Here is a 19,626-nt window from a genome sequence, read left to right as displayed (position 1 = left end):
CATTCACATCTATCCTATCTATCGATATCGTCTACTGACGACATTTGAAGATTCCTAGTCTACCAAAGAAGAGGGATGTCCATGCAGGAGTTGACGCTGCATCTGTTCGAACGGATGGGCATGCTGCTCATCCTGACGTTTATACTGACGAGAATTCCGTTGTTCCGCCAATTGCTGGACCGCAAAGAGATGTCTGGCACGCGAATGTTCATCTATTCCTGTCTGTTTGGCCTCTTCGGTATCCTCGGGGTGTATGCAGGCGTTGTGGTGGAGAATGGCGAGTCGAGCTCCTCCTTCTGGCTGATGCAGCTGACGGAGGAGCAGGCCCTGGCCCATTCCGCTCTGGTTGGCGTTGTCATTGGCGGGCTGATCGGCGGGCCCCGCGTTGGCATCGGGGGCGGGCTTTTGGCGGGAGCCCATCTGCTGTATATCGGGGGCTACACGGGGCTGGCAGGAGCTATCGCCGTACCGCTTACGGGTGCCCTGGCCGGGGGCGTGGCCCGATTCTTCTCGCAGGAGCGGGTTATCTCGCCGGCAAAAGCGTTATTCGTGGGGATGTTCGCCCCGATCTTGCACATGGGGGTTATTTTGATCTGTTCAGATGAGCCGGACCGCGCGGTTGAGCTGGTCAACCTGATCGGTCTCCCGATGGTGCTGACCAACAGCATTTCCATTGCGATCTTCACGACGATGCTGCGGGTTGCGCTCACCGAGGAAGAGCGGGCAGCCGCTTACGAGACGGAGAAGGCATTCCATATCGCGGAAGCGGCGCTGCCGCATCTGAAGCAGGGCTTGACGTACCGTACGGCACAGGCCGTGGCCACCTTGCTGCTGCGCGAGCTGAAAACAACGGCAGTCGCCATTACGGATACGGAGCGGTTCCTGGCCCATGCCGGTGCCGCCAGCCGTACCATTGATCCCGGAGAAGAGATCACATCCGACTTGACCAAGAATGTCATTGCGACCGGCGAGCTTCGGATCATAGAGAACGCGGAAGATATTCAGCCCCGTCATTCGGCGCTCGGCGCCGCCATTCTTGTCCCGATGATCGAGGGTCACGAGATTGTAGGCGTCATTCATTTCTATTTCAAGCGACCGCAGGATATTCGGCGCGTTGAGCTGGTCATGGCTCAAGGGCTTGGACAGCTGATTTCTTACCAGCTCGGGGCCACGGCCCACGAGAAGATAAGCCATTTAATGAAAGAGGCGGAGCTTAAGCTTCTGCAGGCGCAGATCAATCCGCATTTTCTGTTCAATACGCTCAATGCGATCCATTCGTTGATCCGGAGTGATCCGCTGCTGGCAAGACATGCCACGATGCAGCTGGGGGCGTTCATGCGCTTGAACGTCAAGGTCATGGCCTCCCGCAGAACGACCATTCGTGAGGAAATGGAGCTGTTGAATGCCTATTTGGACATTATTCAAATCCGGTTTGAGGATCAGTTCACGTTTGAATGCCAGCTGGATCCGGTGCTGGGCGAGCTTATGATTCCGCCTGCAACGCTGCAAATGCTGGTGGAGAACAGCATTAAGCACGGCTTGCGCGATAAAGCGAGCGGGGGCATCATCCAGTTGACCCTAAAGCGGGCGGGCGATATGGCGGTTGTACAGCTGCGGGACAACGGGGCAGGTATCTCCCCTGAGGTGCTGGACAGCCTCGGCGAACAACCGATCATCGGCAGCGAGGGTACGGGGAACGGAATTTACAATATCAACCAGCGTTTAATCAGCATGTTTGGCAAGGAAGCCAGACTCATCGTAGAGAATCTTGCAGAGGGCGGATGCAGCATATCCTTCAGCATCCCCTGCAGTCTATCGGAAGGGAGCCGGTACCGTGAAGCGAATTAAAACGATGATAGCGGAAGACGAACGATTGGCAAGGGAGGAGCTGGCTTACCTGTTGGAACAGGAGCCTGATATCGAGCTGCTTCCTTATGCCACGAACGGCCGGGAGCTGCTCGAGCTGGTTCCCTTACGGCAGCCGGATGTCGTCTTTCTCGACGTTCATATGCCGGAGCTGGAAGGATTGCAGGCTGCGCGGATGCTGAAGGCCTCCCCGATCTCGCCCTTGATTGTCTTTACGACAGCCTATGACGAGTATGCTGTCGAGGCGTTTGGTCTGAATGCGATTGATTATCTGCTGAAGCCTTACAGCCATATGCGATTAAAGGAAACCCTGCAGCGAATTCGCAGCAGGGTTCATGAAGGGCAAGTCTCCCCAAAGCAGGAAGCTTATGATGTCGCCCCCCAGATAGCTCCGTATCCATCCACTGAGGCTGCTGCCCGCAGTATGCGTGGCAAGCTGCTATTCGATGATGGGGACAAGCATGTGCTCGTCGATCCCGAGGCGATACTATACGCGGTGCGCGAGGAGCGGGTCATCCGCATATGGACGGCGGAAGGCCAGCGGATTACGAGCAAAAGCACGTTGCAGGAGCTGGAGGAGAAGCTGGCGGGTTACTCGTTCTTTCGTCCTCATCGCAGTTACCTGGTTAACGTGAACCGGATTGCGGAGCTGTCCCCTTGGCAGAACGGTGCTTACAATATTGTGCTAAAGGATGAGCAGCGGACGATGATTCCCTTGTCGCGGGAAGCCGCCCGGGATTTGTTCCGGTTGCTTAGAGAGGCGTAGGGAGAAGCGCGTGAGGACGGTGGTTGTCTCCCGGTTCAGGCGGCATATCCGCCTTTTCGCGCACCCTATCGGACGTTTCGCGCAGGAGCTGTGGTCGCAGACAATCCTCCTGTATATAATCATTCTAAAGCGCTTTCATATATGGGAGACGCAATAGAATCCTTGATCGTTAATGGAGGGAAAGGCAATGGAAGAAAAAAGCTATACCGAAGTATGGCATTCTGAAAAATTCAAAACGCTGCTCTCCCGCAAGAAACGGTTCATTATTCCGATGACCGTCTTTTTTCTTCTGTTTTACTTTGCACTGCCGATTCTTACTTCGTACACCGACGTGTTGAACCACCCGGCGATTGGCCCGATCACGTGGGCATGGGTATTTGCATTCGCGCAGTTCATCATGACATGGGTCTTGTGCATCCTGTACTCCCGCAAGGCGGCCCAGTTTGACCGTATGGTAGACGATATTAAAAAGGATATGGGGGCGTAATCGACTATGGCTATCGCGTTGTTTTGCGGAATTGTATTTCTCACGCTGATCATAACGTATTACGCTGCCAAGAAAACAACCAACACCAGCGACTTCTATACGGCAGGCGGAGGTCTCAAGGGCTGGCAGAATGGGACAGCCATTGCCGGCGACTATATGTCTGCTGCCTCCTTCCTTGGCATCGCAGGCTCGATCGCGTTAGTTGGCTTTGACGGCTTCTTCTATAGCATCGGTTTTCTCGTGGCTTACCTGGTGGTGCTGTACCTTGTTGCCGAGCCGCTTCGGAATCTCGGGAAGTATACGGTGGCGGATATGATTGCCGCTCGTTTCTCCGACAAGAAAGTGCGCGGCGTTGCAGCGCTGAACACGATTTCCATCTCCATCTTCTACATGATCGCACAACTGGTTGGAGCAGGCGCGCTGATTAAGCTTTTGCTGGGACTGGACTATGTTACGTCCGTGCTGATTGTCGGCGTGCTCATGACCATCTATGTTGTCTTCGGCGGCATGCACGCCACGAGCTGGGTTCAAATCTCGAAAGCTATACTGCTCATGGCCGGCACGTTCATCATCTCGCTGATCGTATTCGCCAAATTCGATTTCAGCCTGACCCAGATGTTCCACCATATGAAGACGGCCACCCCGCTGCAGGAGGCATTCCTGAACCCGGGGAATAAATACAAAATCCCGCTGGAGACGCTGTCGCTCAACCTTGCCCTAGTACTGGGCACGGCAGGTCTGCCGCATATTTTGACCCGTTTCTTTACCGTTAAGGATGCTAAGACGGCACGCAGCTCCGTGGTATACGCTACCTGGATTATCGGCATCTTCTATGTCATGACGATCTTTCTCGGTTTCGGGGCTGCCGCTTTCGTAGGCGCGGCGGATATTACCGCGGTCGATAAAGCGGGCAACATGGCTGCGCCGCTCCTGGCCAAAGCGATTGGTGGCGACTTCCTCTTCGCGCTCATCTCGGCGGTTGCGTTCGCGACGATCCTCGCGGTGGTGACGGGGCTTGTGCTATCCGCCGCATCGGCTTTCGCCCATGATTTCTACGGCCAAATCGTGCGCCGCGGCGAATCGTCGGAGAAGGAGCAGCTGAAGATGGCACGGTATGCATCGATTGGCGTATCCATTGTCTCCATTCTGCTCGCATTGTTCGCTCAGAAGATGAACGTGGCATTCCTTGTCTCGCTAGCTTTCGCCGTTGCGGCCAGCGCGAATTTGCCGGTCATCCTGTTCACGGTGTTCTGGAAGAGGTTTAATACGACAGGCGCGGTTACCGGGATGCTGACAGGATTGATCAGCACGGTGATTCTTGTGGCGCTTAGTCCGAATATATGGGATCCGGCCGGCAAAGCGATTTTGATTGGCGATCCGATCTTCCCGATGAGCAACCCGGGCATTATCTCCATTCCGCTTGGCTTCGTGGCAGCTTATATCGGGACGCTGCTATCCTCTTCCAAGGATGAAGCGAAGTATGCCGAAGTGCTGGTCAAGGCCAATACGGGCGCGTAATCCGGATTCAATTCATTGACCAAAAAGGGTGTATCCAGCTGCTTAGCAGCACAGGGGATCGCCCTTTTTTTGTCATTTTATCGTAAAATAAAGGAATAACAGGACAGGACTTTGAGGCTGAAGCGGAAGGAGGCATGCAAATGAACATATCCGGCATCGTTTTTTTTCTGGCGATTGTGGTCGGCACGTTAATGATTACGTATTATGCCGCCAAGCGGACAACAAGCACGAATGATTTCTATGCAGCGGGCAATCGCCTGAGCGGGCTGCAAAACGGCTTGGCCATTTCCGGTGACTATATGAGCGCGGCGTCCTTCCTTGGCATCGCGGGCTCCATTGCTGTGTACGGCTTCGACGGCTTTTTCTATTCGATCGGCTTCCTCGCCTCCTATGTGATCGTGCAGTACATCATCGCCGAGCCGCTTCATAACCTGGGAAGGTACACGATGGCGGATGCAGTGGCGGTGCGGTTCAGCGAGAAACGGCTGCGCGGATGTATCGCCGTCAACAACATGATGATCACCGTCTTCTACATGATTGCCCAGCTCGTTGGTGCCGGGTGGCTCGTCCATTTGCTGTTCGGGCTGGAAACGTCGCTTGCCATCGTGTTGGTCGGAGGCTTAATGACCGTCTACGTCACGTTCGGCGGCATGCTCGCAACTTCCTGGGTGCAGATCGTCAAGTCTATTTTGCTGGTCAGCAGCACCTTTATCGTGAGTCTCATCGTACTGGCAAGGTTCGATTGGGATCTGCTCGGCTTATTCGAATCCATGAAGCGGGCGACCCCATTGCAGGAGCGGTTTCTGATGGCGGGTAACATGTTCGACCACCCGCTAGACATGCTGTCGTTTAATATGGCGCTGGTGTTAGGGACAGCGGGACTTCCGCATATTATTGCGCGTTTCTACACGGTAAGAGACCCGCGTACGGTCCGTTCTTCGGTAAAAACGGCAACGTTTACGATCGGCATCTTTTATGCCATGACCATATTTCTTGGTTTTGGGGCGGCTGCCTTCGTCGATTGGTCCGTTTTGTCAGAGCGGGTTGAGCTGGCGGCGCCGCTGCTCGCAAGCGCATTGGGTGGCGAATTCTTAATGGCCTTTGTATCGGCTGTTGCCTTCGCAACCATATTGGCCGTGATCTCGGGGCTTGTGCTGACGGCATCTTCCGCATTTGCTCATGACGTCTACAGCATCATTTTCCGCAGAGGACGGGCGACCGAGGCACAGCAGATGAGAGTGGCTAAGCTTTCGGCCATCGTGGTTGGCACCGCTTCGATTGTGCTCGCCCTCGGCGCGCAGAAGCTGAACGTGGCATTCCTCGTTTCGTTTGCGTTCGCGGTAGCGGCCTCGGCTAATCTGCCGGTGCTGCTGTTCACGCTATTTTGGCGGAGATTTAATACGTATGGGGCCATGTCGAGCATTGCGGCCGGATTGGTATCCTCCTTGCTGCTCATGGCCGTGGGGCCTAACGTGATGGATCCCGGGGCCGGCTGGATCCGGGCGGAAGCGATCTTCCCGCTCAAGCATCCGGGCATCGTGTCCATTCCGATTGGTTTCGCGGGCGGCATCCTCGGTACTCTGCTATCCGGTAAAGTCGGCTCAAGCGGCCAATTCGAGACGATGCAGGCCATTGCCCATGTGGCCCCTAATGAGATTCGTACCCGCGAGCCGGGATGACAGAGCACATAAAAATGATGAAGGAGAGGCAGGGGATAACAGTGAAGCAGGATTGTGTAATTGTCCCCTGAACTACCGCTTAAACCAGATCAAGCAGCTGACTGGCAAAAATCCGCGCCATGTGCTGGATCTGTTCGAATTGCTGTGCGGGCTGATGTGGAGAAAATAGTGAAGCTTTATCATTTAGGTTTCAGCAGCTTGCCAAACTCAGAGGGATAACAACCGACATATTCCCTGAACAGATTGGTAAAATGCCGGGTGCTGTAATATCCGACTTGCTCTGCTGCCTCATTGACCTTCATGCCGGGGATAGACAGGAGTTCCTTCGCTTTCATCATCCGCAGCCGGGTTACGTATTGGCTAAAGGTTACCCCCATTCGTTTATGAAAAAGGGTGCTGAGGTGGTTTGGTGAAACCTCGAACCGCTCGGCCACGGCGGAAACGGTAATATCACCGCAAAAATGCGCCTCCAAATAAAGGACGACCTCTTCAAACCATTCTTTGGCTGTGGGGTCACCCTCGGATTTTTTGCGGAGCAGCCGGGTCCCTGTTTCTTCATAAAGCTGTTCTAACCATGGATCAAACCCCTCAAACATCGGTGTCGGCGTTTCCTTGGTCAGGCTGCCTGCCAGAAAAGCCAGCAGTCTGGATTGAAGTTTACGCGCGGCTTCCCGTTCATCGGCCCACAGCATCCTAAGTTTATCACCGCAGGTCATAAAGGCGGTATAATCTCCCTCGGCATATGCTCTAACGAGCTGGACCGCAGTTGTGCCAAACCGGGCGGTCACCGGATCTTTTGCCAGCCGCCGCATATCGGCGAGAAGCAGGGGCTTCCCATCGTCTGCGACGCTACGCAGGTAGGAAAGGGAACGCATCTCCAGCATTTCATTCCGCAGCGGTTCGAACGAATCATAGGTTCCCGATTCCAGCACGGCTGCCGGACGGCTCCGGGGATGTTCAGGAGAACGGCTGTTCAGCATGTCGTGAAGCAGCTTGGGTAAGCGTCGCAAGTTTGCTTCCGCTGGGGAAGTGAGCGCTTTTCCAATCAGGGCATATTCGCCTTGCTCCAGTCCGATTAGGGCCAGAAGCAGCTCCTTGGAGCCGTGGTCGGCGATGACCTGGCGTGCAGCTTGCGGCAGAAGTCCGGCTTGTTCGGATCGAGCGTCATTACCATGGACGGGCTGCGTCTCATAGAGCAGCATGCCCGTCCATTGGCCTTCCAGTTCGGCAGTCTCGTGTTCCGGTCCGGTCTGCATGATCGGGTTATGCCATAGCGATGTGACCACCGATTCAAACTCTCGGCTGAGCGATTTTGTGTCCTGCCCGATCCGGGCGGCAGCACGCTGCACGATTCGCTCCACATCGGAGGGCTCGATTGGTTTCAGGAGGTAATCCAGAGCACCCAGCTTCAGGGCTTGACGGGCATAGTCAAATTCCGCAAAACCGGTCATAATGATCCACTGTGCATAGGGGGTATGAGGGAGTGCATCTTCCATCGCTTCAAGTCCGCTCTTGCCAGGCATCCGGATATCGACGAATATGATGTCGGGCCTCAGCTCTGACGCCTGCTGTACCAGCTCCAGGCCGTTCTTGGCCTCTGTCACGTCCAGACCGGGCCGAATGTCCTCCAGAATCAGGATCAGCGTCTCTCTTGCCAGCATTTCATCATCCGCTACGATAATCTTCATCGCGCAATCCCCTCCTCTTCCAGTTCCATCGTGATCGTAATGGTTGTTCCCTGGTCAGGCTGACTTTGGATATGAAGTGAAGCCTGACCGTCTCGAATGAGCGCAAGCCGTTCCTGTGCATTGCGGAGTCCGACGCGATCGCTGTGTTCAAGCTTCTTAGGGTTAAATCCGGTGCCGTTATCCTTGATAAGGATGACGGCATGGGCCCTCCTGTCTGCAATCCGCGTGTAGGCGTTGATCTCGACATGGCACGGGTGGGCGCATGGCTCGGCGCCATGTACAACGGAGTTCTCGACCAGCGGCTGCAGCAGCAACTTGGGAATTCGCAGCGAAGCCAGCGAGGGCTCCAGCGAGAAGGAGAAGTTCAGCCGGTCTCCAAAGCGCATGGACTGCAGCTCCGCATATTTGCGGATAATGTTGAATTCCGCTTCCAGCGTGATCGACATATCGGCCGACAGGATGTCGCGCAGCAGCCCGCTGAGCGAGCGGATGGCCCGGTCGAGCTTCTGCTGCTCGCCTTTGCGGTTCAGGCCGATAAACCCATTCAACGTGTTGTACAGGAAATGGGGGTTAATCTGTGCCTGCAGAGCCTGCATTTCCGCGTCCTGCTGCTTGAGTTTGGCACGATATTCGCTGATGACCATCTCGTCCAGCCTGACGATCATGCGGTTCAGCGCGCCGCCCAGCTCCGCGACCTCGTCCTTGCCGTGAATATCGACCCGCTTGGACATATCGCCGCGCTGCACGTGACGCATCACGCCGATCATCTCCCTAAACGGAGTGAGCAGCTTGCGGGAGTAGGCAAGAAACAGAAACAGCGTAAGGATCATACCGCCGCCGGCAAAGATCATGCCGACGTTATGCATCCACTGCACCTTCTCCGTAAATCGGCTTTGAGGGATCAGGGAGGTCACCATCCACGAGCTGGATTCAATCGTCTTCGACACTTTAACGTACGTCTGATTATGATATCTGACCTCGCTTGCCGAGAGCTGGCTCAAGGTTTCCTCGGGAATTTGTTGGCTTGCATAGACCAGCTGCCCATTCTTGTCTGTGATGACAACGACCGAGTCGTTTGTAATCAATTGGCGCACAATGCGGTCGATGACGACGGTATCGGCATCCGACATGATGACCGCAATCGGTTTGCGTGTATCCATGTCGCGAATGAGCCTGGCGACGGAGAAGACCGATTGGAGACCGTCCATCTTCACATAATCCTGATCATGGACTTTCACGAAGGTGGCTTTACCGCCTGCCTTGACCGCATCGATGTACCAATCCTGGCCCGTGTAGTCGTAATCGGTACGGGCGGTGTAGAGGGTGGAGCGGCTATCTTTGTAGAATACGGAGCCGTCGAATGGCAGCAGCAGGGTACCTAGAATCTCCTTGTGCATATTTTCGAGCACGGTTGGCAGTGTGTTGTACAGGGCGTAATCCGCCTTATATTGGGTATATTGATCCGATTTCGGGTACAGGCCGGAGGATCTGAGTTTCAGGGCATACATGACTTCGTCGTAGTTATAGGGGATGGATGTCACCCGTTCGAGCTCATCCAGATAATATTGGATGTTGCTGGTCAGCCCGACAAGGGACGACTCGGTCAGCTTCTCCGTTTCCGACGTAATCAGCTTTGTATAATAGGAAGGCATCACGTAAGCGATGATAAGGACAGGGACCAGTATGGTCACGGAAAAGAGGATGATAAGCTTGGAGCGCATGGACAAGGTGCGGTTCTTCACGGGAGCAGCCTCCATTTCGCTAAGTCTCGAATAAGCATGTTGGTTCTATTGTACTGGAACCTGGACGGGGCGACAATACAGATAAAATAGCGCTTACATCGTAGTTTTGGATCATATGTAAGCGCTATTATGTATGCTAACCTTAATGATGCAAGGATTGTTACACTATACATTTTCGAATGAGGTGGGTATTGATGAAAAAACGTGCATGTTGGATCATGGCTGTCGCCTTGCTGTGCTTGATCACGGCGTGCTCCTCGCGGCCGGACGCAATAGAAACAGGCGCAGGCACGAACAACGGCGGCAGCGGCTCCGGCAAAATTGGCTCCGGTGAAGCGAAAGTCGCGCTGTCGATGATGGTCAACGTCGCCGATGAGTCGCTTACCGAGGTGTATCGCGGGATCGTGGACGGCTTCACCAAGGAGAATCCCGACATCAGCGTCAACCTGCAGTTTGACAGCACGGGCTATGAGAACACCATGAAGGTCAAAATGGCCGCCAACGACCTGCCTGACATTTTTGATACGCATGGCTGGGCCAAACTTCGTTATGGAGAGTACTTGGCGGATCTGAGGGATGAACCGTGGGCCGCCAATCTCACCGACACGATTCGTGACGTGGTGACGGATGAGGATGGCAAGTTATACGCGCTGGTACTGACCGAAGCGAAGGACGGACTCCTGTACAATGCCGATATGCTGAAGGAATACGGCATCGAGGTGCCAAGCACGTTCGAGGAGTTAATTGCGGCCGGCGAAAAGATCAAGGAAGAAAGTGGAGGCAAGACGAGACCCTTCTATCTCTCGGGCATCGACGATTCGATGATCGGGCAGTACCTGGACAATTTTGCGAGCCCGCTTCTCATTACGGCTCCGAATAATCAAGCCGAGGCTCTCTTGAACGGGACGTTCGACTGGTCCGGCTTCACGCCGCTGGCTCAAAGCTTGGTCGATCTGAAGGAACGGGGCCTTATGAACGAAGACGTTCTGACGGCGAAGCGAAGTGACCTTCCGGCAGCCTTTGCCGCAGGCAAAGCAACGTTCGTGCTGGTAGGGCCTGCATTCATGGATGACGTCCATAAAATCGATCCGAACATAAATATCGGTATTATGCCGGTGCCTTCCATGATCGAAGGCGATACGCCGACATTCGCCGGTGGGGAGCGCAATACGCTTGCGTTGTGGAAGGATTCCAAGCATCCGGATGAAGCCAAGAAGCTGCTGCAGTATTTTGCCAAGCCGGAGAATATGGCCAAGCTCTCCAACGTGTCGAAGAACCCTCCCGGGCTCAAGGATGTGCAGACGAACCATGAACTGACCGCTTACTATGAACAATACGCCGATATTCGCGTCTTCCCTTATTTTGATCGTGTCTACCTGCCGAACGGCATGTGGGACGTGCTCTGCAAGACGGGCACCGAGCTCCTGGCCGGCCGGGTGACGCCGGAGCAGTTCAGCGAGACCATGAAGGTTGAGGTGGAACGGTTGTCCAAGGAATAAACATGAAGGCGCGCGAAGTGCAGGCAAGCTGCGCTTATGCGCGCCTTATCACTTGGCAAAGAGGAGTGTGAGCGAGAGTGAAGACAGGCATGGCTAGAAGTGAAGCCGCTCCGGTCCGGGGCACCAAGCGGTTTACCCATTCGAATTTTATGCTGAACTGGATGTACGTTCCCGCATTGCTGCTGTTTATCGTATTTATTTTTTATCCTTTTTTCCGCGGATTGCTCATTTCCTTTACCGATTGGAACGGGTTCTCTCAGGCGATGAATTACATTGGACTTGATAACTACCATAGAATGCTGACGGATAGCCGAATCCACACCGTTATTCTGAACACGCTTATTTACGGCGTCGGCAGTACGCTTTTTCAGAATATATTGGGCCTCGTGTATGCGCTGTTGTTGAACAAGTACGGCAAAGGCCGGACCTTCGTCAGAGTTATCGTCTATATTCCTGCGATTGTCAGCCCGATCATCATGGGTTATATATGGTATTTCCTGCTCCAGTATAATGGCGGGGCCATCAATGACATCCTCATGCTGTTTACCGGATCACCGGTCAATCTGCTCGCCGAGCCGAACATTAACGTGTGGATCATTATGGTCGTTAACACCTATCAGTACCTTGGGATCGCGATGATGATCTTTCTCTCAGGGCTGCAGGGCATTCCGAAGGATTATTACGAAGCGGCTGAAATCGACGGAGCCACGGCAAAAAACCGGTTCTTCCGGATTACGTTCCCGCTGCTTGCACCGGCCCTCACCACCAGCATCATCCTGAATCTGATTGGGGGATTAAAGCTGTTTGATGTCATTAAAGCGCTGACAAACGGCGGACCGGGGTATGCCTCGGCTTCCCTATCCACCATGATGTATGAGCTTTATTTTGCCCGTCAGGATGCGGGGCTCGCGGCCGCGCTCGGCAATCTGATGTTCCTGCTCATTACCGTCATCAGTCTGACAGCTCTGTACTTCTTACGTCGAAAGGAGCTGTCCCAATGAAGCATCGAAAGCGTACGTGGATTTATACGATCATCGGTTTTGCCGTGGCGATGGTGCACATCATCCCTTTTTACATTCTGCTGACCGTTTCTTTCAAGGATATGCGGGACATGAGCTCGAAGTGGCTGTTTCCGGGGTACTGGTTTACCGACAACTTCGTGAGCGCCTGGCAGAATGCCCAGCTGGGCCAGGCGTTTCTCAATACCGGTGTCATCACGATATTATCGGTCGTGCTCATTCTGGCTTTTGGCTCGCTTGCCGCTTTTCCTCTGGCGCGCTATCAGTCGAAGCTCAATAAATGGGTCTATGGTATATTTGTCAGCGCGCTGATCGTTCCTCCGCTTACGATTCTGGTGCCGCTGTATAAACTGTTCGTGGATATCGGATTTATGAATACGTATCTGGGGATCGTGCTACTGCATGTGACGTTTCAGCTGTCGATGGCGATTTTCCTCTATACCAGCTTTATCGGAACGATTCCGCGGGAACTCGATGAGGCCGCCATGATCGACGGGGCAACGCGGACCGGGCTGTTCTTCCGGATCATTTTCCCGCTGCTGAAGCCTGTAACGGCTACGATTCTCATCATGAATGCGAACTCGATCTGGAATGACTACCAGTTCTCGCTCTTCTTCCTGCAGGAGCCGGATTCGAGAACGATCACGGTTGCGTTATCCAGCTTCTTCGGAGAGAACAGCGCGCAGATCGGCTGGATTGCGTCAGGCTCGCTGCTGGCTGCCATTCCAAGCATTCTGGTATATATCTTCTTGCAGAAATATTTCGTTGATGGAATTTCGGCAGGTGCCGTGAAGGGTTGAGCGGGTGGTGGGAAATGCGCGATTTTTCTATACTTATGGTTAACGATTAAGGGGCAGCTCCAGGGTCAATAGACCCTTGGGCTGCCCCTTTTTGCTCTCTTTATTTAATGCCAAGCCGCATGCGGTAGCTGAGCATCACGGGAAGTGTCCGCCCTTGGAAGTGCTCCTCGACCAGCGCATGGAACTGTGCAATTTTATCGTTCAATTCGGTTGGTTTCAGCTTGAGCACGGTCTGGATACCGCCTTGACTGACGGCAAGGCCGGTATATCGTTCGGCGGTGAACGGCTCCATATGATGGAATACGATCTCTTTGGAGAACCGGAACACTCCGCTCTCCCGGATATGCTTCAGATGCTCGTTCTTATTCCCTTTATAGGCCTTCTCCTGTGCCTCCACATGGCGGTCGATGATGTCCTCTGCCCATTCGATCAGCTCATGGTAGGATTGCTCGACCTTCCAGGTCAGGCTCGGCGGCCAATCGCAATCATATACCACGAATATCCCTTCCTCGCGCAGAACGCGGGAGACTTCCTTCAACGTGCTGGCCGGGTCCATCCAGTGAAAGGATTGGGAACAGGTGATGATGTCCGCGGACTGATCCGGAAGCGCCAATTGGTTTGAATAGCCGGAGACGAACTTGATGTCGGCAAGCTGAACATCGTGGCTGGCGTCGGCCTCTTGCTGCAGTGATTGCAGTTTGGCGATGGCTTTACCCCGCATATCATCATTCGGCTCAACGCCGATGACTTGGTCCGCCGCGTCTCTCCATGCAAACGAGGACAGTCCCGTGCCGCATCCCAAGTCGACGACGAGGGAGGGCTTGCGTTCCAAATATCCTGTCAGCAGGGCGACAACCTCCTCGGGAGCTTCGGGGCGATGCTGGTCGTAGGTATCCTCAAAGCCGGTAAAACGGTCCACGTTGCTGGCACGGTTCCCCTCGGGAACGAAATCCTTACTCCACACTTCGGTCATATCCTTGGTCATCATTATTCATCTCCTTATCCGGGTACATGAATCGGGCATTGCAATTGGCGCTTTCCTGGCTTCTGAGAGTACGGACGAAGGCTGCCATTGCCGTTTTCTGCCGCTTTACTGCCATCATATCATAGGAAAGGAACTTATTAACAGATAGGCTTGACCCGGGGAGTGCCGATGCGGGTACAATAGAGAGATCGAATGAGGAAGAGGGATGCGTATGAAGACACCAATATCACCGAAGGGGATCTTCTTCGATGTGGATGATACATTGTATGACCATCTGGCGCCTTTTCGCGATGCCGTTCAGGAGGTTGCCCGGCCTGATGGTGCGTTTCCTTATGAAGCCGCCTATCACCGGATGCGCTATTACAGCGATAAGCTGTCCGTAGAGCTCGGAGGGGCTGGCACGGCAGCTTATGGGGAAGCGGTTGAGGATATGCGCAGGCGTCGTTTTCAATACGCGTTGGCCGAATTCGGCATACAGCTGACCCTCGAGGAGGCTGAGGCGATACAGCAGACCTACCTGGACCGACAGTATAACATCACGATGTTTGAAGGCGCCCGGGAGCTTCTTAAGAAATTGGCGGATGCTGGGCATGTCGTTGGCTTGATTACCAATGGTCCGGCGGAACACCAGATGAATAAAATCGCAGCTATGCAGCTGGGTGACCTCATACCGGAGGAGCGTCTGTTCGTATCCGGAGCCGTGGGCTGGGACAAGCCCGATCCGCGGATCTTCCACCATGTGAATCGGCTGACCGGAACGGTGCCGGAGGGCTCTTATTACATCGGCGATTCGTGGCGTAATGATGTGGTTGGCGCCCTGGCCGCGGGCTGGCATGTGATTTGGTTCAATCATCGGAGCGTTGGGCCGGAATCGGAGCATCAACCGCAGCATACCGTGACGAGTTATGGCGAGCTGGAGGGGCTGCTTGATGAGGTTATCGGATAAAAAAATGCTGTGGCGAGCGTAAAGTGCTGTCGGGGCAGGATCGAGTAAAAGAATTATCGTGGCCAGACCCTTTAAATGGAGGGCTTGGCTTTTTTTGTTGCCCTATATTCAACCAATTGGTTGACTTTGTGGGATTCATCTATTATAGTTAACCACATGGTTGAACAAAATAACGAAGAACAACTGGATCACATCTTCCACGCACTGGCTGACCCGACCCGAAGAGAGATGGTGCGTATGATCGCGGCGCAGGAGCGGACCGTATCCGAGCTGGCCGAGCCGTTTGACATGTCGCTTGCGGCAGCCTCCAAGCATATTAAGGTGCTGGAGCGCTCCGGCCTGCTGGATCGATCCATTCAGGGGCGGACACATACCTGTCGTCTCAATTCGGGCGTCATGTCCAGGGCGATGGAATGGCTGCAATTCTACGAACGATTCTGGACCCGGCAATTTGATGCATTGGAACGTGAGCTGAACAAAGCGAAGAAGGAGGAGCATTAACAGGAATACGGCTGAACATCCTGGACAACGATGAGAACTAGGGGAAACAGACGGAATACCACTTTTAATAAGAGAAGGATGATTTACATTGGAGAAAGCCTCTACAACTACACTGGTCATGAAACGCTTGTTTGAGGTAGCGCCGGAACGAGTGTTTGATGCCTGGTTAAACCCCGACATGATGCGCAAATGGTTGTTTACGATGGAAACGACGAACAAGATCGCCCGTAATGATCCTCGGGTGGGCGGAACCTGGGAGATTGTTGACGTTCGGGAAGGCAAGGAGTACCGGGCCATTGGGGAGTATCTTGTAATCGACCGGCCTCACAAGCTGGTGCTTACCTTCAGGATGCCCCAGTTTAGCGAAACCGTGGACCAAATAACGGTTGAGTTCAAAGCCGTGGACGCAGGATGTGACATGACATTCACGCAAGAGATTGTTGTTCCTCACGAGGAAGATTGGACCGCAGAGGATATCGAGAAGGCGCTCACGGAGTATCATACCCAAACCGAACATGGATGGGGTTATATGTTTGAGGGCTTGAAGCAGCTGCTCGAGACAGGAAATATTAACTACCCATCCTAATCAGATGAACAAGGAGAGTGTATTGTCCATGAAGAGTGTTACCCCGTTTTTAATGTTCCAAGGTAATGCCGAAGAAGCCATGAACCATTACGTTTCCATTATTGAGGATTCCGAAATAACCAGCATTGCCCGTTATGGCCCCAATCAGCCGGGAACCGAGGGAAGCGTTATGCATGCAGCCTTTTCGTTGAAGGGGCAAACGTTCATGTGCATTGACAGCAATGTGAAGCATGATTTTACGTTCACACCTTCCTTCTCCATCTATCTGACTTGCGAGTCGGAAGCGGAGATTGAGAAGGTGTACGGGGCATTAATTGATGGCGGAGGTGCGATGATGCCACTGGACAACTATGGATTTAGCCAAAAATTCGGCTGGATCGCGGACAAGTTCGGCGTATCATGGCAGCTTAATCTGCCGAATGAAGCGTAACGTTGCGTTACGCAATAGATTCATTAGAGACGGGCCCTAGAGGGGTCCGTCTCTTTTTGCTGCTGATAATGCATCGCCAACTCGTTGCTCTGCGATCAAGGCCCCGCCGATCTCCATTGCCAACCGAATGGCAGAGTGTAGGGTGTCTCGAAGCTGGCCCCATCTTCGCGTCTTACTCCGTATACTGCTTTCGGAATTGCAAAGGCGATAGGCCGAAACGTGCGGAGAAGCGGCGGGAGAAATAAGGCGGGTATTGAAACCCCACATGCTCCGCAATCCGCGCCATCGACCACTGGGTGGTTAACAGCAGCCGCTTCGCCTGGTCCAGGCGGTATTGCAGCAGGTATTCCGTTGGCGTCACGCCTTGCGATTCTTTCATGCAGCGCGTCAGATAATTGTAGTGGAAATGCAGGTCGGACGATAAACGTGCGTTGCTGATGGGCTCACGGTAATGCATTTTGATATAGGACTCTACCTGCTCCGCTATTTTGCGTACCCGCGATTGCTCCTGATCCGATCTTGACGGGTACAGCAGCTCCAGCAGCTGGATAAACAGCGTTTGTTCCCGCCAAAATGCCGTGGACCTCGGTTCCGTTGCCAGCAGGTGCAGGGAATCGAACAGTTGATAGGCTTGCTCCGGATAAGGGATAGGGCCATGCCTCGGCAGCTTTATGTTGTGTGAGATCGAATCATCATCGGCTGCACTTGATGCCGCGGACTGAAAATGCAGCCAATAAAAGGAGGTTTCCTCTTGGCACCCCTGCACGGCGTAATGGTACGCATCCGGCAATAATACAACGGAGTCCCCTGGGCCAAGCGTCCACTGCATATCCTCCTCGCCCAGGAACAAGCAGCCGCGTTGAACCAGGATGAGATCGAAAACGCCAAGGTTTCTCCGGTTGGGATGCGACTCGCCCGGCATATAATGTGTTTTTCCTGATTCAAGGAAGTAGGGGAGCGGCGGCGAAGGAAAGGAAAGAACACTCCGTTCCGTCATGGTAACACCTCCAGGGAAGTGTGAAATCGTATAAGAAATTAGGTCGATTATGTTATCGTTTTCATCCTATCATAGAACGTAGAATGGGAAGTGTCGAGGCTTTATCTTATGAATTCCAAAAGGAGTGTATATCCAAGATGATTACTCTTACTTCGCGTTCAGCCGCCGTCCCCCTTAAGCAAGTGAAACTGACGGATCCTTTCTGGTCCCGTTACATAGAACTGGTAAGGGAAGTGGTGATCCCATACCAATATGAAGCTCTCCATGATCGAATTCCGGGTGTGGAACCGAGTTATGGCGTGTCCAATTTTCGAATTGCTGCCGGCAGGGAGGAGGGTGAATACGGCGGCATGGTGTTTCAGGACAGCGATGTCGCCAAATGGCTTGAGGCTGCGGCTTATTCGCTTGCCATTCATCCGGATCCGAAGCTGGAGGAGCAGGTGGATGAGCTGATCGATCTTGTGGCCGATGCCCAGCAGCCGGATGGTTATCTGAATACGTACTTTACGGTGAAGGAGCCGGGGAAGCGATGGACCAATCTGACGGATTGCCACGAGCTGTACTGCGCCGGCCATATGATTGAAGCTGGAGTTGCGCATTACCGGGCGACAGGCAAGCGGAAGCTGCTGGATGTGGTGTGCCGCTTGGCGGATTATATCGATACCGTTTTTGGACCCGAGGATGGCAAAATCCATGGGTTCGACGGCCATCAGGAGATTGAGCTGGCACTGGTCAAATTGTACGAGGTGACTCAGGAACCGAGATATTTGAGTCTGAGTCAGTATTTCATAGATGAGCGCGGGACTGAACCCCATTTCTTCCTTCAGGAGTGGGAACAGCGCGGGAAGAAGTCATTCTACCCCTCGGTACTGCATCCGCCGCATTTGGCTTATCATCAGAGCCACCTGCCGGTCAGGGAACAGAAGGAGGCGGTTGGGCATTCGGTTCGTGCCGTTTACATGTACACGGCGATGGCGGATTTAGCTGCCAGAACGAAAGACCCTGCTCTGCTTGAGGCTTGCGTTAATCTGTGGCATAACATAGTCCGCAAACAGATGTACATTACCGGGGGGATCGGCTCCACTCATCATGGCGAGGCGTTTACCACGGACTATGATCTGCCGAACGATACCGTATACTCGGAGACCTGCGCATCCATTGGGCTGATCTTTTTTGCCCAGCGCATGCTGCAGCTGTCACCCAAATCGGAGTATGCGGACGTAATGGAGCGTGCGTTGTTCAACACGGTCATTGGCAGCATGGCTCAGGACGGGCGGCATTTCTTCTATGTGAATCCGCTTGAGGTATGGCCTACCGCCTGCCGCCATAATCCAGGCAAATTCCATGTGAAGCCGGTTCGGCCGGGATGGTTCGCCTGCGCTTGCTGCCCGCCAAACGTGGCGAGATTGCTGTCGTCGCTGGGTGAATATGTGTATACGATGAATGACGACACGCTGTATACCCATCTGTACATCGGCGGCGAAGCGGAGGTCCGGTTTGGGGACGTGCCGGTGAAGGTAACCCAGACCAGCGCGCTGCCGTGGGACGGGAATGTTATGCTTACGATTCAGCCTGAGCAGGCAGTCGAGTGGACCGTCGCTCTCCGCATTCCGAATTGGTCGCAGGGCAAAGCCGTTATGCGGGTGAACGGGCAAAAGGTGATCGTGGAGGATATTACCGAAGACGGCTATGCCTACGTGAAGAGAGTGTGGGCGCCGGGGGATACGGTGGAACTGGCATTCTCCATGGAGATTCATCAAGTAAGAGCTAATCCCAATATACGGGAGAATACCGGCAGGGCCGCGATTCAGCGGGGACCGCTAGTATACTGCCTGGAGAGCGTCGATCATGGAGCGCCGGTATCCTCACTGTCGCTCGCAGGCGATCCGAAGCTTCATTCCCGATTCGACCCGGATTTTCTCGGCGGTGCCGTTATCATTGAAGGGGATGGGTGGCTTGAAGAGTCTGATGATTGGGGCGATGAACTGTATCGTTCCTCTCCGAAAAAGAGGCTTCCTGCGGCATTAAAGGCCATTCCATACTATTTATGGGGCAACCGTGGCGAGAATGAAATGGCCGTCTGGGTGCGCGAGCTGCCGCACACAGTATAAAGATCG

General features: G+C 53.9%; 18 protein-coding genes. 14 read left to right on the top strand and 4 right to left on the bottom strand.

Annotated features, from left to right (window positions below; translation table 11 throughout):
- The first annotated feature begins 81 nt into the window (after positions 1 to 81).
- The 6 genes from MHH48_RS33305 to MHH48_RS33280 all read left to right on the top strand — a co-directional run bounded on the left by MHH48_RS33305 (position 82) and on the right by MHH48_RS33280 (position 6,485).
- Positions 82 to 1,848, top strand: coding sequence for a LytS/YhcK type 5TM receptor domain-containing protein (locus MHH48_RS33305; protein ID WP_076323831.1), 1,767 nt, complete (start codon positions 82 to 84; stop codon positions 1,846 to 1,848).
- Entirely contained in the window at positions 1,835 to 2,632 is a 798-nt protein-coding gene (locus tag MHH48_RS33300) for a LytTR family DNA-binding domain-containing protein (protein WP_083659734.1), read from the top strand. The genes MHH48_RS33305 and MHH48_RS33300 overlap by 14 nt, the downstream gene beginning before the upstream one ends.
- A gap of 187 nt (positions 2,633 to 2,819) precedes the next feature.
- Positions 2,820 to 3,119: a DUF485 domain-containing protein gene (locus tag MHH48_RS33295; RefSeq protein WP_071218738.1), complete on the top strand. Its 300-nt coding sequence runs from the start codon at positions 2,820 to 2,822 to the stop codon at positions 3,117 to 3,119.
- A gap of 6 nt (positions 3,120 to 3,125) precedes the next feature.
- Entirely contained in the window at positions 3,126 to 4,637 is a 1,512-nt protein-coding gene (locus MHH48_RS33290; protein WP_076323832.1) for a cation acetate symporter, read from the top strand.
- Between the two features lie 140 nt (positions 4,638 to 4,777).
- Entirely contained in the window at positions 4,778 to 6,316 is a 1,539-nt protein-coding gene (locus MHH48_RS33285; RefSeq protein ID WP_076323833.1) for a cation acetate symporter, read from the top strand.
- The gene (locus tag MHH48_RS33280) at positions 6,288 to 6,485 is read left to right on the top strand and encodes a hypothetical protein (RefSeq protein WP_076323834.1); all 198 of its coding nucleotides are present in this window, start codon (positions 6,288 to 6,290) and stop codon (positions 6,483 to 6,485) included. Before MHH48_RS33285 ends, MHH48_RS33280 begins: the two co-directional genes overlap by 29 nt.
- Before the next feature lie 10 nt (positions 6,486 to 6,495).
- Here MHH48_RS33280 and MHH48_RS33275 read toward each other — a convergent pair whose 3' ends face one another.
- Both MHH48_RS33275 and MHH48_RS33270 read right to left on the bottom strand, forming a co-directional pair.
- Positions 6,496 to 8,004, bottom strand: a complete 1,509-nt coding sequence (locus MHH48_RS33275; protein WP_076323835.1) for a response regulator — start codon at positions 8,002 to 8,004, stop codon at positions 6,496 to 6,498.
- The gene (locus MHH48_RS33270; RefSeq protein ID WP_179090661.1) at positions 8,001 to 9,746 is read right to left on the bottom strand and encodes a sensor histidine kinase; all 1,746 of its coding nucleotides are present in this window, start codon (positions 9,744 to 9,746) and stop codon (positions 8,001 to 8,003) included. Before MHH48_RS33270 ends, MHH48_RS33275 begins: the two co-directional genes overlap by 4 nt.
- A gap of 194 nt (positions 9,747 to 9,940) precedes the next feature.
- On the opposite strand from MHH48_RS33270, the gene MHH48_RS33265 reads away from it, so the two are divergent.
- The 3 genes from MHH48_RS33265 to MHH48_RS33255 all read left to right on the top strand — a co-directional run bounded on the left by MHH48_RS33265 (position 9,941) and on the right by MHH48_RS33255 (position 13,064).
- Complete coding sequence (locus tag MHH48_RS33265) at positions 9,941 to 11,245, top strand: extracellular solute-binding protein (RefSeq protein WP_144023483.1); 1,305 nt, start codon at positions 9,941 to 9,943, stop codon at positions 11,243 to 11,245.
- A 77-nt stretch (positions 11,246 to 11,322) separates the two neighbouring features.
- Complete coding sequence (locus tag MHH48_RS33260; RefSeq protein WP_237566627.1) at positions 11,323 to 12,246, top strand: sugar ABC transporter permease; 924 nt, start codon at positions 11,323 to 11,325, stop codon at positions 12,244 to 12,246.
- Complete coding sequence (locus tag MHH48_RS33255) at positions 12,243 to 13,064, top strand: carbohydrate ABC transporter permease (RefSeq protein WP_076323838.1); 822 nt, start codon at positions 12,243 to 12,245, stop codon at positions 13,062 to 13,064. The genes MHH48_RS33260 and MHH48_RS33255 overlap by 4 nt, the downstream gene beginning before the upstream one ends.
- A 100-nt stretch (positions 13,065 to 13,164) precedes the next feature.
- Here MHH48_RS33255 and MHH48_RS33250 read toward each other — a convergent pair whose 3' ends face one another.
- A complete protein-coding gene (locus MHH48_RS33250; protein WP_076324075.1) occupies positions 13,165 to 14,049 on the bottom strand; it encodes a class I SAM-dependent methyltransferase in 885 nt (294 codons plus the stop codon).
- Between the two features lie 205 nt (positions 14,050 to 14,254).
- Between MHH48_RS33250 and MHH48_RS33245 the strand changes: the two genes are divergently transcribed.
- The 4 genes from MHH48_RS33245 to MHH48_RS33230 all read left to right on the top strand — a co-directional run bounded on the left by MHH48_RS33245 (position 14,255) and on the right by MHH48_RS33230 (position 16,512).
- Positions 14,255 to 14,995, top strand: coding sequence for an HAD family hydrolase (locus MHH48_RS33245; protein ID WP_076323839.1), 741 nt, complete (start codon positions 14,255 to 14,257; stop codon positions 14,993 to 14,995).
- Positions 14,996 to 15,151: 156 nt separating this feature from the next.
- On the top strand, positions 15,152 to 15,496 hold the full coding sequence (locus MHH48_RS33240) for a metalloregulator ArsR/SmtB family transcription factor (protein WP_076324076.1): 345 nt from the start codon (positions 15,152 to 15,154) through the stop codon (positions 15,494 to 15,496).
- An 88-nt stretch (positions 15,497 to 15,584) separates the two neighbouring features.
- Complete coding sequence (locus MHH48_RS33235; protein ID WP_076323840.1) at positions 15,585 to 16,082, top strand: SRPBCC domain-containing protein; 498 nt, start codon at positions 15,585 to 15,587, stop codon at positions 16,080 to 16,082.
- A 28-nt stretch (positions 16,083 to 16,110) separates the two neighbouring features.
- On the top strand, positions 16,111 to 16,512 hold the full coding sequence (locus tag MHH48_RS33230; RefSeq protein WP_076323841.1) for a VOC family protein: 402 nt from the start codon (positions 16,111 to 16,113) through the stop codon (positions 16,510 to 16,512).
- Between the two features lie 172 nt (positions 16,513 to 16,684).
- Here MHH48_RS33230 and MHH48_RS33225 read toward each other — a convergent pair whose 3' ends face one another.
- Complete coding sequence (locus MHH48_RS33225; protein WP_076323842.1) at positions 16,685 to 17,509, bottom strand: AraC family transcriptional regulator; 825 nt, start codon at positions 17,507 to 17,509, stop codon at positions 16,685 to 16,687.
- A 137-nt stretch (positions 17,510 to 17,646) separates the two neighbouring features.
- Here MHH48_RS33225 and MHH48_RS33220 point away from each other — a divergent pair, with 137 nt between their 5' ends.
- On the top strand, positions 17,647 to 19,620 hold the full coding sequence (locus tag MHH48_RS33220; RefSeq protein WP_076323843.1) for a beta-L-arabinofuranosidase domain-containing protein: 1,974 nt from the start codon (positions 17,647 to 17,649) through the stop codon (positions 19,618 to 19,620).
- Positions 19,621 to 19,626 lie beyond the last annotated feature (6 nt).

The sequence above is a fragment of the Paenibacillus sp. FSL F4-0100 genome (genome assembly GCF_037993005.1).
Lineage (GTDB): Bacteria > Bacillota > Bacilli > Paenibacillales > Paenibacillaceae > Paenibacillus_AQ.
This window is presented reverse-complemented; position numbering and strand designations above follow the sequence as displayed.

Coding starts and splice junctions, on each gene's coding strand:
- MHH48_RS33305 (WP_076323831.1), top strand. CDS start 82: ATGCAGGAGTTGACGCTGCATCTGTTCGAACGGATGGGCATGCTGCTC.
- MHH48_RS33295 (WP_071218738.1), top strand. CDS start 2,820: ATGGAAGAAAAAAGCTATACCGAAGTATGGCATTCTGAAAAATTCAAA.
- MHH48_RS33290 (WP_076323832.1), top strand. CDS start 3,126: ATGGCTATCGCGTTGTTTTGCGGAATTGTATTTCTCACGCTGATCATA.
- MHH48_RS33285 (WP_076323833.1), top strand. CDS start 4,778: ATGAACATATCCGGCATCGTTTTTTTTCTGGCGATTGTGGTCGGCACG.
- MHH48_RS33280 (WP_076323834.1), top strand. CDS start 6,288: ATGAGATTCGTACCCGCGAGCCGGGATGACAGAGCACATAAAAATGAT.
- MHH48_RS33275 (WP_076323835.1), bottom strand. CDS start 8,004: ATGAAGATTATCGTAGCGGATGATGAAATGCTGGCAAGAGAGACGCTG.
- MHH48_RS33265 (WP_144023483.1), top strand. CDS start 9,941: ATGAAAAAACGTGCATGTTGGATCATGGCTGTCGCCTTGCTGTGCTTG.
- MHH48_RS33255 (WP_076323838.1), top strand. CDS start 12,243: ATGAAGCATCGAAAGCGTACGTGGATTTATACGATCATCGGTTTTGCC.
- MHH48_RS33250 (WP_076324075.1), bottom strand. CDS start 14,049: ATGACCAAGGATATGACCGAAGTGTGGAGTAAGGATTTCGTTCCCGAG.
- MHH48_RS33245 (WP_076323839.1), top strand. CDS start 14,255: ATGCGTATGAAGACACCAATATCACCGAAGGGGATCTTCTTCGATGTG.
- MHH48_RS33240 (WP_076324076.1), top strand. CDS start 15,152: ATGGTTGAACAAAATAACGAAGAACAACTGGATCACATCTTCCACGCA.
- MHH48_RS33230 (WP_076323841.1), top strand. CDS start 16,111: ATGAAGAGTGTTACCCCGTTTTTAATGTTCCAAGGTAATGCCGAAGAA.
- MHH48_RS33225 (WP_076323842.1), bottom strand. CDS start 17,509: ATGACGGAACGGAGTGTTCTTTCCTTTCCTTCGCCGCCGCTCCCCTAC.
- MHH48_RS33220 (WP_076323843.1), top strand. CDS start 17,647: ATGATTACTCTTACTTCGCGTTCAGCCGCCGTCCCCCTTAAGCAAGTG.